Origin of the sequence: Pseudomonas sp. ANT_J28, from assembly GCF_008370005.1 — a bacterium.
Classification (GTDB): Bacteria; Pseudomonadota; Gammaproteobacteria; order Pseudomonadales; family Pseudomonadaceae; genus Aquipseudomonas; species Aquipseudomonas frigoris.
The window spans coordinates 187,135-200,614 of record NZ_VOBM01000006.1 but is presented as its reverse complement, the minus strand read 5'-3'; the positions used below and the strand labels follow the sequence as shown (position 1 = coordinate 200,614).

The 13,480-nt window shown below is 56.6% G+C and carries 7 protein-coding genes; 6 read left to right on the top strand and 1 reads right to left on the bottom strand.

Features of this window, described 5'->3' with window-relative positions:
- The first annotated feature begins 319 nt into the window (after positions 1-319).
- From FQ187_RS06110 to FQ187_RS06095, 4 genes are all read left to right on the top strand, one after another.
- Positions 320-2,113, top strand: a complete 1,794-nt coding sequence (locus FQ187_RS06110; protein ID WP_149628798.1) for a DUF1302 domain-containing protein — start codon at positions 320-322, stop codon at positions 2,111-2,113.
- 23 nt (positions 2,114-2,136) lie between these two features.
- Positions 2,137-3,504, top strand: a complete 1,368-nt coding sequence (locus FQ187_RS06105; protein ID WP_149628797.1) for a DUF1329 domain-containing protein — start codon at positions 2,137-2,139, stop codon at positions 3,502-3,504.
- 140 nt (positions 3,505-3,644) lie between these two features.
- Complete coding sequence (locus tag FQ187_RS06100) at positions 3,645-6,200, top strand: LuxR C-terminal-related transcriptional regulator (protein ID WP_149628796.1); 2,556 nt, start codon at positions 3,645-3,647, stop codon at positions 6,198-6,200.
- A gap of 162 nt (positions 6,201-6,362) precedes the next feature.
- The gene (locus FQ187_RS06095) at positions 6,363-9,854 is read left to right on the top strand and encodes a dermonecrotic toxin domain-containing protein (RefSeq protein WP_149628795.1); all 3,492 of its coding nucleotides are present in this window, start codon (positions 6,363-6,365) and stop codon (positions 9,852-9,854) included.
- A gap of 52 nt (positions 9,855-9,906) precedes the next feature.
- Here the strand turns inward: FQ187_RS06095 and FQ187_RS06090 are convergent, their stop codons facing one another.
- Positions 9,907-10,698: an IclR family transcriptional regulator gene (locus FQ187_RS06090; RefSeq protein WP_149628794.1), complete on the bottom strand. Its 792-nt coding sequence runs from the start codon at positions 10,696-10,698 to the stop codon at positions 9,907-9,909.
- Between the two features lie 163 nt (positions 10,699-10,861).
- On the opposite strand from FQ187_RS06090, the gene hmgA reads away from it, so the two are divergent.
- Positions 10,862-12,166: a homogentisate 1,2-dioxygenase gene (hmgA, locus tag FQ187_RS06085; protein ID WP_149628793.1), complete on the top strand. Its 1,305-nt coding sequence runs from the start codon at positions 10,862-10,864 to the stop codon at positions 12,164-12,166.
- Between the two features lie 3 nt (positions 12,167-12,169).
- Positions 12,170-13,474, top strand: a complete 1,305-nt coding sequence (gene fahA, locus FQ187_RS06080) for a fumarylacetoacetase (RefSeq protein WP_149628792.1) — start codon at positions 12,170-12,172, stop codon at positions 13,472-13,474.
- Positions 13,475-13,480: the final 6 nt, after the last annotated feature.

The following is a 13,480-nucleotide window of genomic DNA, read 5'->3' as shown; positions in this document are numbered from 1 at the left end:
CGGAAGAAGACAGGGATTGATCAATCGAACTATGATTTTTCATGGACTCGCCCTCGCTGTCGTTGGCTGTTTAGACTGCCACCGTGGCGCATTGACGCCTCGGCTTGGGCGAGTCCATCCAATTACAGGTTTGCGTTCACAACGCCCTATGCACCTGACTGATAACCCCCCATCCAGCCCATCCATAACCCGCGCAAATCCCCGTCCCATGCGGGCATTCATCCTTTGGAGGTACATCGCGAATACCTCCTTGGTGCGCTTATCGCTCCCAACGTGCGGCAGTAGGGTGGGGCCTTCTGTCACTCACCGGGGAAGACGCATGACAAAAACAACAATGCGCGCCATCTTCACGCCGCAAGCGCTGGTCGCTGCGGTTGCCTTGGGTTGCTGCGCCCAGGCGCAGGCTGTTTCATTCAACATTGGGGAAATCGAGGGGACCTTTGACTCTTCGCTGTCTGTCGGCGCGAGCTGGGGTATGCGCGATGCTGACAAATCTCTGGTGGGCATCGTCAATGGCGGGACCGGCCAGTCTTCGACCGGGGATGACGGGCGGCTGAACTTCAAGAAGGGCGAAACCTTCTCCAAGATCTTCAAGGGTATTCATGACCTTGAATTGAAGTACGGTGACACCGGTGTGTTCGTGCGTGGCAAGTACTGGTACGACTTCGAACTCAAGGACGAGGACCGTGAGTTCAAGCAGATCAGTGACAGCGGTCGTAAAGAAGGCGCCAAGTCCTCCGGGGCGCAGCTGCTCGACGCCTTCGTCTATCACAACTATTCCATCGCCGATCTGCCGGGCACTGTGCGCGCCGGCAAACAAGTGGTCAGCTGGGGTGAAAGTACCTTCATCGGCAACTCGATCAACAGCATCAACCCGATTGACGTTTCAGCGTTCCGCCGTCCTGGCGCCGAAATCAAGGAAGGCCTGATTCCGGTGAACATGCTGTTCGCCTCCCAGGGTCTGACCGATCAGCTCTCGGTGGAAGGTTTCTATCAACTGGAGTGGGACCAGACTGTCGTCGACAACTGCGGCACCTTCTTTGGCAACGACGTGGTGGCGGATGGTTGCAACAAGAACTACACCGTTGCCAGCCCGGCGATCGCACCGTTGCAACCGATCGCTGCAGCGTTTGGCCAAGGCTTCGAGGTCGGTAGGGAAGGCGTGATCGTCCCACGTGGCGGTGACCGCGATGCCCGCGACTCCGGGCAGTGGGGCACGGCGTTGCGCTGGCTCGGCGACGACACCGAGTACGGTCTGTACTTCATGAACTATCACAGCCGTACCCCGACGGTCGGCACCACCACTGCCGGCCTGACAACGCTGGCACGGATCCCGGCCATCGTCGGTGCCGCCAACAGAATCGCACCCGGTACCGGGTCCGCACTGGCACAGAGTGTGATGCTCGGACGCGGCCAGTATTACCTTGAGTACCCGGAAGACATTCATCTCTACGGCGCGAGCTTTTCCACCACCTTGCCTACCGGCACGGCGTGGACCGGCGAGATCAGCTATCGCCCCAACGCTCCGGTGCAAGTCAACACCAACGATCTGACCCTGGCGTTGCTCAACCCGATCGCACGCGGCGCGGCATCGCCTATCGCGACCACGCCAGGTGCCGACAACAAAGGCTACCGCCGCAAAGAAGTGACGCAGGTCCAGAGCACCCTGACGCACTTCTTCGACCAAGTGCTGGGCGCCCAACGGCTGACCCTGGTTGGCGAAGCGGCGGTGGTGCACGTGGGTGGTCTGGAGTCGCGAACCAAGCTGCGTTACGGCCGTGACTCGGTCTATGGCCAGTACGGTTTTGGCGGCGATACCGACGGCTTCGTCACCTCGACCTCCTGGGGCTACCGCGCCCGGGCGATCCTCGATTACGCCAACGTGATTGGCGGGATCAACCTCAAGCCCAACCTGTCCTGGTCCCACGACGTCGCCGGCTATGGCCCCAACGGTCTGTTCAACGAAGGCGCCAAGGCGGTCAGCGTCGGCGTCGATGCCGACTACCGCAACACCTATACCGCGAGCCTCAGTTACACCGATTTCTTCGGCGGTGACTACAACACCCTGGAAGACCGCGACTTCCTGGCGCTGAGCTTCGGCGTGAACTTCTGATCTGGCTGAGAAGGATGATTTTAATGCGCAAGATGATTCTGCAATGCGGCGCCCTGGCCTTGAGTCTACTGGCTGCCAACGTGATGGCGGCGGTCTCGCCTGAAGAAGCCAACAAGCTTGGCACCAGCCTCACTCCGCTGGGCGCCGAGAAGGCCGGCAACGCCGACGGCTCGATCCCGGCCTGGACCGGCGGCATCCCGAAAAATGCCGGCGCGGTGGACAGCAAAGGCTTCCTGGCTGACCCGTTCGCCAGCGAAAAACCGCTGTTTATCATCACGGCCGCGACGGTCGACAAGTACAAAGACAAGTTGTCGGAAGGTCAGGTGGCGATGTTCAAGCGCTACCCGGAAACCTACAAGATCCCGGTCTACCCGACCCACCGCACCGTGGCCGTACCCCCGGAGATTTACGAGTCGGCCAAGCGCAGCGCACTGAACGTGAACAGCATCAACGACGGTAACGGCCTGGCCAATTTCACCGGCAACCGCTACTACGCCTTCCCGATTCCGAAGGCCGGCGTCGAGGTGCTGTGGAACCACATCACCCGCTATCACGGCGGCAACCTGCGCCGCATCATCACTCAGGTGACCCCGCAAACGAACGGCAGCTACACGCCAATCCGCTTCGAGGAAGAGATCGCCGTACCGCAGCTGATGAAGGAACTGGACCCGGAAAAAGCTGCCAACGTGCTGACCTTCTTCAAGCAGTCGGTGACGGCGCCTGCACGTCTGGCGGGTAACGTGCTGCTGGTGCACGAAACCCTCGATCAGGTGAAAGAGCCGCGTCTTGCTTGGATCTACAACGCCGGCCAGCGTCGTGTGCGTCGCGCACCGCAAGTGGCTTATGACGGGCCGGGTACTGCCGCTGACGGCCTGCGCACGTCCGACAACTTCGACATGTTCTCCGGCGCACCGGATCGCTACGACTGGAAACTGGTCGGCAAGAAGGAAATGTACATCCCTTACAACAGCTACAAACTCGACTCGCCGAGCCTCAAGTACGATGACATTGTGAAAGCCGGGCACATCAACCAGGACCTGACCCGCTATGAGTTGCACCGGGTCTGGGAAGTGATCGGTACGGTCAAGCCGAGCGAACGGCACATCTACGCCAAACGCCACATGTACCTCGACGAAGACAGCTGGCAAGTGGCGCTGGCGGACCACTACGACGGTCGCGGTCAGCTGTGGCGGGTGGCCGAGGGGCACGCTCAGTACTACTACGATCACCAGACCCCGGCCTACACCCTCGAAGCGCTCTACGACATCATTGCCGGCCGATACATTGCCCTGGGAATGAAGAACGAAGAGAAACACAGTTTCGAATTCGGCTTCGAAGCCAAGGCCGCCGACTACACGCCTTCGGCCCTGCGCGCCGAGGGCGTTCGGTAAGGGTTTTGATACATCGACAGTACAAAAGGCGACCGGGTGGTCGCCTTTTTTATGGCTGCCAATCAGCGTGCTGAATACTTCTCAACAAGCGGGTGAGAGAGGGCTAGGGTTGCCGGACAATTATAAAAAGGCACGCCGCAATGACCGCCATGATCCCGTGTCTGGACCGTTCTGGATTCCTGCCCCGTCTGTCCACTCATCACCAGTCACGGGCTCGCTTGATCGAGCCGTTGCTGGCCTCCACGGCACGAGTGAGATTACTCTGCGCGCCGGCCGGCAGTGGCAAGACAACGCTGCTCGCCGAATGCCTGTTGCAGGCGCCAACCCAGTGCCGGGTGCATTGGTTGCCATTGTCTGGCGTGGCGTCGAGTGCGACGGAGTTTCGTCATCGTCTGGCAGAGACGCTGGGGCTGGCTTCGTCAGGCGAATCCGAGTTGCTGGGGTATCTGTCACGATTGCAGACGCCAACCTGGCTGTTTCTCGATGACTATTGCCGCGTCCCGAACCCCGAATTAGACCTGCTGCTGGATCGCATGCTGGCGGTCAGCAACCCGATGCTGACCTGGTGGCTGGGTGCTCGCCGCCGGCCGCAATGCAACTGGCCGCGCTTGCTGCTTGATGATGAGTTGTATGAGTGCGAGCACTCCACGCTGGCGTTTAATCAAAGTGAGATCGCCCAGCTGTTGCGACATTTGGCACCGGCCGAGGCTAATACTGTCGCCGGCAAGATCATCCAGCGCAGTGGTGGCTGGTGCGCCGGCGTACGGATTGCACTGCTGCAAAAATGCGACTGGTCACACAACAACACGCCACATGGCCGAACGAACACCTTGCTCGATTACCTGGAGCACGAGTTGTTCACCACGCTGACGCCGGAGCTGACGGAAGCCTGGCGGGTACTCGCCCATTTACCGCGATTCAATGCAAGGCTGTGCGATCACCTGTTTGGCGCGGGTGAAGGTGCGCAATGTTTGAGGACGTTGCAAGAACTGGGTTGTTTTATCGAGCCTTGGCAGGACTCGGCAGACTGGCTGCAGATTTTCCCGCCACTTACCCAGTTGATGCGCGATGAGCAATGGCCGGCGGGACGTTCCTGGCATCGTCGTGCCTGCCAGTGGTTTGCGGCCGAACTCGATTGGAAAGCCGCCTTCGAACAAGCACTGCTGGCTGAAGAGTTCGAGGTCGCCGTCAGCCTGTTGCAGCATTTCAGTTTCGAGCACCTGTTCGAGGAACAAACGGTGGTGCTGTTGTTGCGTTTGCATGAGCAGCAGGGCGAGGAACTGATGCTCGGGTCGTCGCAACTGGTCGGGTTGATCACCGCAGCCTTGCTGTTTGCCGGTCGATTCGAGCAAGCGGCCGATTGCATCGAACATCTGTCTCGATTCACCCCTCAGCCGTCGGCGTTCCTTCAGCGGCAATTGATTGCGCGTTGGCAGGCCCAGCAAGGCTGGCTACTGCATTTACAGGGGCGCATGGAGGGGGCGTGCGCGCATTTTCTCGAGGCGCTGACCGTGCTCGGTCCTGACCTCTGGCCCGTGCGCTTGATGTGCCTGTCGGGTTTGACGCAACAGGCCCTGCTGCGGGGGGAACTCGATGTGGCACAAGCGATAAACCGCGATGCGTTGTGCCTGGCGCGAGCACAAGGCTCGCTGGTTTTTGAAGGGCTGCTGGAACTCGATCACGCGCAATTACTGGAGCAGCGTGGCGCTCTCGGTCGTGCAGAAACACTACTTGCCAACATTTCTGATCTGCTCCGTGAACAATTAACCCGTTCCACTCCATTGCTGGGCCGAATCGCCCTGCGTCGGGGGCGTCTGGCTTTGTACCAGGGGCAGGACGAGCGCGCAGCGGAACTCTTCCAGGCAGGGTTGGACGTTTGTTTGCGCAACCACGACAAGCGCGTGCTCTACGGCTTTCTCGGTCAGGCGCAACTGGCAGCCAATCAGCGTGACTATGCCCTGGCCTTTGTCCGGCTGCGCGACGCGGAGCGGCTGATGCAACAGCGCCAGATCCCGGACACCGTTTACAGGGGCGCCCTGCTGCAAGTCAGCAGTCATTTCTGGTTGCAGCAAGGGCGGCCGGAACTGGCTCATGAAGCGTTGACTCGTGTGTTGCGCCACTATCGTGGGCCGCACGCGCGACAGGCACCGCCGGCGACGCTGAACTTGATACCACGTATCGAATACCTGCTGGTTTTGGCGGAGGTTCATCTTCAAAGAGCGCAAGAGCCGCTGGCCCGGCTCAAGCGGTTTGCAGATTGTGCAGAAGCACAGGGCGCTCAACGCCTGGAGGCCGAGTTGCATCTGGCGATGGCGGAGGTGGCTTTTGTTCAGGGCCAAGTTGCTTTGGCCAGGGAGACTCTTGAGCAAGGTCTGGAACTCATTCGTCGTTGTAACTTGTCGTTTTTGTTGTGTCAGCTTCGTCTACGTCAGCCGAATCTATTAATCGAACTGGGTATGACTGCGTCCATTGCAGATCAAGTCGATGCAGCGAACGGCGATAACCCGCTTAGTCTGCGAGAGACACAGGTGCTGACATTAATTGCGTCTGGCAATTCGAATCAGCAGATCGCCGAACAACTTTTTATTTCATTGCATACGGTAAAAACTCACGTGCGGCGAATTCACGGAAAGTTAGGTGTGGAGCGCAGAACTCATGCTGTTGCCAAGGCCCGATTGTTGGGTTTGTGGAAGTAGAGTGCTGAGGAGGAACGGGTGTTGATACTGTAACTTTAAAGCACTACATAAGTTGAAAATAAATCTGACTTTATTTTTTGCTGGTGTCTGATTTAGCTTGATTGCAAGTGGGTGAGGTTAAGAGCTTCACTCCTGTAATTAAATAATTCAGAGAAATTGGTTATGGATGATCAGAAGATTTTAAGTTCGCAATTTAAATTAGCTGAAGTAAGTGAGGCTATTAAGCAGTTATCTAGTCAGTTGGCGAATGCTCCTTCGTTCAAAGGATTGCTTCAGGAGTGTGTGCTGAAGGAACTTCAGCAGCTGGATTCGGAAGTGTATGTCAGCAGGGTCTTTATCAATCGGCGCGACAGTGCTTCTGCGTCTGCCAATGAGCCAACAGGCGTGCTGAATGACGTAGTTATGGAGTGTCTGTTACGTGGGCGTGCACCTGTTTATAACGCTGCTGAGTATGGTGTATACGACTGGCGTGACTCGACGGCTGAAGAGGACCGCCACCCTGTTCTGGATATCGTAACGATTGGCAAACTGATCGCAGAACTACTTCTGAATCTGCCGGAAAAGTACGCTGCGGTTATTGACGGGTATTGGTCTGCCTCTCAGGGTTCCGACGCCACAGGGCGACCATTGTCTACGCGTAAAAGCATATTGCGGACCCTCTATGTCAGGCTTTTCTGGCGTGAGTTGGCCGTCATGGCAGCGGAGGGTGGTTTGACACCGGACGACGAAAAGAAAGTCAATGAGTTGGCCAGCCCTCTGCTTCCCAGCGCGTTTTATGGTGTCTCGGTTCAGTTGCACAAAGGAGGCTTCGCGGCATTGGCTTCGACCTTCGTCATGCGCCTGGATGGTCAGTCGTTGGGGGCGATTATCCCGGCGACTGACAGTGCAGTGATTGTTTATACACCGAGTCGAGGTGTGGAGAAGTTCGCTACTTCGCGGGCACTGCATGAGGCACTCAAGAAGCGTCTGAGTGAGCCGGACCATCGGGCAGAGCTCCTGAAAGGTCTTTCGTCCGATGACGTAGATCAGGTCAGCAATAGTCCTGATATTCGTTATTCGAGAATTGATGAAGATGTATTTTCGGCTGGCATCAATGCCGCGCTGAAGAAACAAAGGGCCAATATCGTTCGTCAGCTACGGGAAATGAACGGCTCGCGTTGGGATAACGAAAAATCGGTGCAGGAAATTGGCTCAATGCTGCATCTGGAAGAGATGACCAAGGATGCCAAAGGTCGTGCCGCCGTTTTCATTAAGTTGATTTCGAGAAATGCCCGGCCAGGATGGTTGAAGGAGAGTTATGAAACTAATCAAGAAATTTATGCGTCCCTTGAGCAGAGATTGCTTGAAAGCGAGGTGAAGCTCCATGAAGCGACTAAAGGTGCTTCAACGTTTAAAAACTATGTTCACGGAGTTGTAGGAGATTTCATATCGCCAGGTACAGATGAACGTATTGATCCAGACACCATCTTTGTGACTGTTCGGCATACTGTTAAATTAGCGGACGGAAAAAAAGTAGAGCACAGTGAACGAAAAACGCTGACTCAGGCTTTCATGTACGGTGCTCATGATCAAGAGGGGCAGTATGTGGTGGCTGTAGAGGAGTTCTATAATAATCCAAGGTTAAGTCCTTCTAATATTGCGCAAGCGATTCAGTCGTTAAATCTTCGTGTGGAGTTTAACATGGCGAGACAGCGGGTTTATTCGCAGGATCACGTCGTCGAATTGATGCGGGAGCGCTTGGGGCGAAAGACCGCCTTGACAATGTTTGGCGCCATCTTGCAAAACCACGTTACCTCGGTCGCTCAGGACATAGTGCAGCGTTTTAACTTCGGCGATCCGTCGATTGAGACAACGGGGATATCGCTGAAGGCTAGATTCAAGCCGATGAAAGATTTGATGGTGTATCGGAGAAAAAGTGCCGATGTCAATAGAAGCACTCATGTACTTTATGCGCCGGATTTTCCGACGGGGCAGGAGTGGTCTCAGTTTCCTGATTTGAAAAGCTTACAACAGCAAATTGGTCGTTGGGCTTTTGACAAAAAAGGGCAGACCTACTTGAGGGGGAAGGGATATTCAAGTGAAAGAGAAGAGTTGGAAAAAATTTATCACGTAGAAGAGCCGAGCTTGATGTTACAAGAGTGGTGGTGGTCCTCGATCCAACTGACACAGTGGATCGAAGATAGTCCATTAAAAGGGAGTATCCAGAATGTAATCAGCTGGGAGGCGGACGAGGTGGAAGTCGCTACGCCGTGGTGGTACAGGAACTCGAATGTGGCAGATCAGCTTCTGTTGAATCGCTTAAATGCAGACTTCAAGGCGATTTATCAGATTTCCAAAGACAAGCTTGATATTGAGCCGTTCCATAAATTCGCTCGAAGCCTGGTGATGAAGACGCTGAACGAGTACCTGAGTCGCACCGGATCTAATCCGCAGATTGACCCTGATGAAGTATTTGTGAAGTTTCATGGCGTTTCGAAAATCAGCTTGACCAATTTGTTTATTCAGTGGCAGTTGTGGCCAAAATCTGGCTCGGCCGTGGGCACGGGTATAGATTATATTTTCAATGGTGACGGTTCCACCCCGGCGCACTTCTGGACTTTTACTAATCAATCGATACAGAGATTGAATGGAAGGGTAGTTGATGCCCTCATTCGTCTAATGCCAGGTGAAAAATACATTGAGTATCTTAGGGCCAAATTTCTGCACGCTCCGGATGTTGATTTGAAGGTGAGCCTTTATCGCAAGCTCAAACAAAATGAAATGTTCAGGTCGGCACTCACGCAGAAAATGAAAGGTGAGATGTCGCAGGAACAGTCTAACTGGTTGAAGGGATTGATTGACGGTTTTTATCGAGACATCCTTCGTGAGGGTAACATTGTCGCAGGTGGTAAGCCGGGTATTGGGGTTTACGAATTTACGCTTGAAGGTCGCAAACTGGAGGGCGCTTATGTCTTCGGTCGTAAGGTTAACGGTCACGATGAATTCATTATCTATATACCTGATACGCCCGATGGCGAAGACTTCTTTCCTGTCAACAAGTTAGCCGCTCGATTGAAGGACTTGCGTTATTGCCAGCATATTTTGAAGTTGGCGCGTCTGGAAGATAGAAATGCCATAGAAAATAAAATAAGTCGTTACAGTCATTCGAAAGATCCGATCTCGTCTACGCCTGTGCTGGAGAATAGCTATCCGGTTTTGACTTTCAAGCAGGAATACGGGTCAATGATTGGACGCTTTATTGCCGATGTGGATTATCAGACGACAAGCCCGGCCGAATTGATATGGCAGGAAGCAAAAATCCTGATTGACTTGGCACTCGATGTGGTGTCGTTGTTAATCCCGCCAGTTGGCATTGTGGTGAGCGTGCTGCGAATCACTCACTCAGTCGTCCTGGGAATAGTTGCTTCCAGCGAGGGGGATGACAAGGCGGCCAATGCCCATTTTGCCACTGCCTGGAGAGCGGCTATTATTCTGTACATCGGTAAAGTCGCTTCGGTAGGAGCTCCTGTTAATGCTGTTGGCCTACTGTCCAGCATCAAGGATATTGCTGACCTCCTCTCGACTATAACCGGGGTCCCGGTAGGCATCAGCTATATAACGGCAGTCGCCGTTCCACAACACGACGTGCAGAGCACGACTCGATTGATAGGTTAATGCAGTGATCAATAGGCCTCGAAAAGTCCAGGCGTAGAACTAGAACTGCATTTCAACAATGGATGGGAGATGTCTCATACCCCATCCGCCAACTAACGGCCCGCGTCGCCGCCAGCAATCGCTGCGCCGCCGGGCCGTTTTCGTCGGCGTGGAACAACGATGCCGGGCCGACAATGGTCATCACCGCCGCGACATTCCCGACAGCATTGAACACCGGCGCCGACAACGCATCGACCCCCGGCATCAGCAAACCATGCACATGATGCAGACCGCGTTCGCGGATCTGTTCGCACAAGATGGCGTAGGTCCTTTCATCCGCCAGCAGGTGGTCGGCGACGGCGATTTCCCGTTCGCGCAGTTCATCGGTTTCCCGATGTGGCAGAAAGGCGCTAAACACCAGTCCAGTGGACGAACTGAGCAACGGCAACACCGAACCCAACTGAGTCACCACCGTCACCGCGCGCACCGCCGGCTCGATGTGCACCACGGTCGCGCCTTGATTGCCCCACACCGCCAGAAAGCAGGTTTCGTTCAACTCATCGCGCAATTCAGCCAGGGGCAGGGCGCCGACTTTCAGCACGTCCATACTGTTGAGGGCTGCCAGCCCTACACGCAAAGCTTCGCGGCCCAGACCGTAGTGGTTGGTAGCAGCATTCTGTTCAGCAAAACCGCTGGCAATAAGCGCCTGCAAATAGCGGTGAACCTTGCTCGCCGGCATTTGTACGTGTTCGGCCAGGCGCGACAGTGAAGTCGATGGCGATAACTCGGCCAAGGCCTTGAGGATGTCGGTGCCGACCTCGGCCGAGCGGACTTTCTGTTTATCGTTGCTGCGCGGCGTTTCCATGGAGGCGGTGTGATCCCGGGACGAATGGGCGTCTTTATAGCTTGACGGTCAATACCAATCAAATTACGTTAAGCGTAATCGAATTACGATAAAAATAACCCAGGCGTGCCGAAAGCTCTTGAATGGAGCGACAGCCATGTCTACTCCCTGTTCAGGAGGCTCCATGAACCTCGATTCAACGGCGCCAGCGCTGGCTTATCAGTCCGGTTTCGGCAACGAATTCAGCAGTGAAGCGCTGCCCGGCGCACTGCCCGTCGGCCAGAACTCCCCGCAAAAAGCCCCGTACGGTCTCTACACCGAACTGTTCTCCGGCACCGCGTTCACCATGCCCCGCAGCGAAGCGCGGCGCACCTGGATGTACCGCATTCAGCCGTCGGCCAATCACCCGGCGTTCGTCAAACTGGATCGGCAACTGGCTGGCGGCCCGTTGGGTGAAGTGACCCCCAACCGTCTGCGCTGGAACCCGCTGGATGTTCCGGCCGAGCCAACTGATTTCATTGACGGGCTGGTGAGCATGGCCGCCAACTCGGCCGCGGAAAAACCGGCCGGGATCAGCATCTATAGCTACCGCGCCAACCGCTCCATGGAGCGCGTGTTTTTCAACGCTGACGGCGAACTGTTGCTGGTACCGGAACTGGGGCGTCTGCGCATCGCAACGGAATTGGGCGTGCTGGAACTGGAGCCGCTGGAAATCGCCGTGCTGCCGCGCGGTCTGAAATTTCGCGTCGAACTGCTCGACCCGCAAGCTCGCGGCTACATCGCCGAAAACCACGGTGCGCCACTGCACCTGCCGGACTTGGGGCCGATCGGCAGCAACGGCCTGGCCAACGCGCGGGACTTCCTGACGCCGGTCGCGCATTACGAAAACCTCAAGCAACCGACCACCCTGGTGCAGAAATTCCTCGGCCAGTTGTGGGGCTGTGAGCTCGATCATTCGCCGCTGAACGTGGTCGCCTGGCACGGCAATAACGTGCCATACAAATATGACCTGCGTCGTTTCAACACCATCGGCACGGTCAGTTTCGATCACCCGGATCCGTCGATCTTCACCGTCCTGACCTCGCCGACCAGCGTCCACGGTCTGGCCAATCTCGACTTCGTCATCTTCCCGCCACGCTGGATGGTCGCCGAGAAAACCTTCCGTCCACCGTGGTTCCACCGCAACCTCATGAACGAATTCATGGGCCTGATCAAAGGCGAGTATGACGCCAAGGCCGAAGGTTTCGTGCCCGGTGGTGCGTCCTTGCACAGTTGCATGAGCGCCCATGGGCCGGACGGCGAAACCTGCACCAAGTCGATCAACGCCGAACTCGCGCCAGCGAAAATCGACAACACTATGGCCTTCATGTTCGAGACCAGCCAGGTGCTGCGCCCGAGCCGTTTCGCTCTGGATTGCCCGCAACTGCAAAACAACTACGATGCCTGCTGGGCCACGCTGCCCGCCACTTTCGACCCGACCCGGAGATAACCCATGACTCAGACTTCCATCACTCGTAGCTGGATTGCCTCCGCCAACGGTCATGCTGATTTCCCATTGCAAAACCTGCCGCTGGGCGTGTTCAGCGTGAAGGGTTCGGCACCGCGCAGTGGTGTGGCCATTGGCGAACATATCTTTGATCTGGAAGCTGCACTGGACGCCGGGCTGTTCGATGGCGTCGCAAAAACTGCAGTCGAAGCCACCCGTGGCGGTCAGCTGAACGCGTACTTCGAACTGGGTCGTGACGCTCGCGTTGCCCTGCGTGAACGCCTGCTGGAACTGTTCAAGGAAGGCAGCACCCTGCACGGCAAGATTGAAGCCCAAGGCGCAAAACTGCTGCCACTGGCGGCGAATTGCGAGATGCACCTGCCAGCGAAAATCAACGACTACACAGACTTCTACGTCGGCATCGAGCACGCGCAGAACGTGGGCAAACTGTTCCGTCCGGACAACCCGTTGCTGCCGAACTACAAGTACGTGCCGATCGGTTATCACGGCCGCGCTTCGACCATTCGCCCGTCGGGCACCGATGTTCGCCGTCCGAAAGGTCAAACCTTGCCAGCCGGCCAAACCGAGCCTACTTTTGGCCCTTGCGCACGTCTGGACTACGAACTGGAACTGGGCATCTGGATCGGTCAGGGCAACGAGATGGGCGACTCGATCGCCATCGGTGACGCTGCCGATCACATCGCCGGTTTCTGCCTGCTCAACGACTGGTCGGCGCGCGACATTCAGGCTTGGGAATACCAGCCGCTGGGGCCGTTCCTGTCCAAGAGTTTCATCACCAGCATCTCGCCGTGGGTCGTGACTGCCGAAGCGCTGGAGCCGTTCCGTCGCGCTCAGCCGGCACGTCCGGAAGGCGATCCGCAGCCGCTGCCGTACCTGTTCGACAAACGCGATCAAGCGGCGGGTGCCTTCGACATCGAACTGGAAGTGCTGCTGCTCACCGAAGGCCTGCGCGAGCAAAAACTGCCGGCCCATCGCCTGACCCTCAGCAATACCCAACACATGTACTGGACCGTGGCGCAAATGGTCGCGCACCACAGCGTCAACGGTTGCCAATTGCAGGCCGGAGACCTGTTCGGTTCGGGCACGTTGTCGGGGCCTGAGAACGGTCAGTTCGGTAGCCTGCTGGAAATCACCGAGGGCGGTAAAAAGCCGATCGAACTCGCGTCCGGCGAGGTGCGTAAGTTCCTTGAGGATGGCGACGAAATCATCCTGCGGGCTCGTTGCACCCGCGACGGTTTTGCCTCCATCGGTTTCGGCGAATGCCGTGGCAAAGTGCTGCCGGCGCGCTAAGAGGAT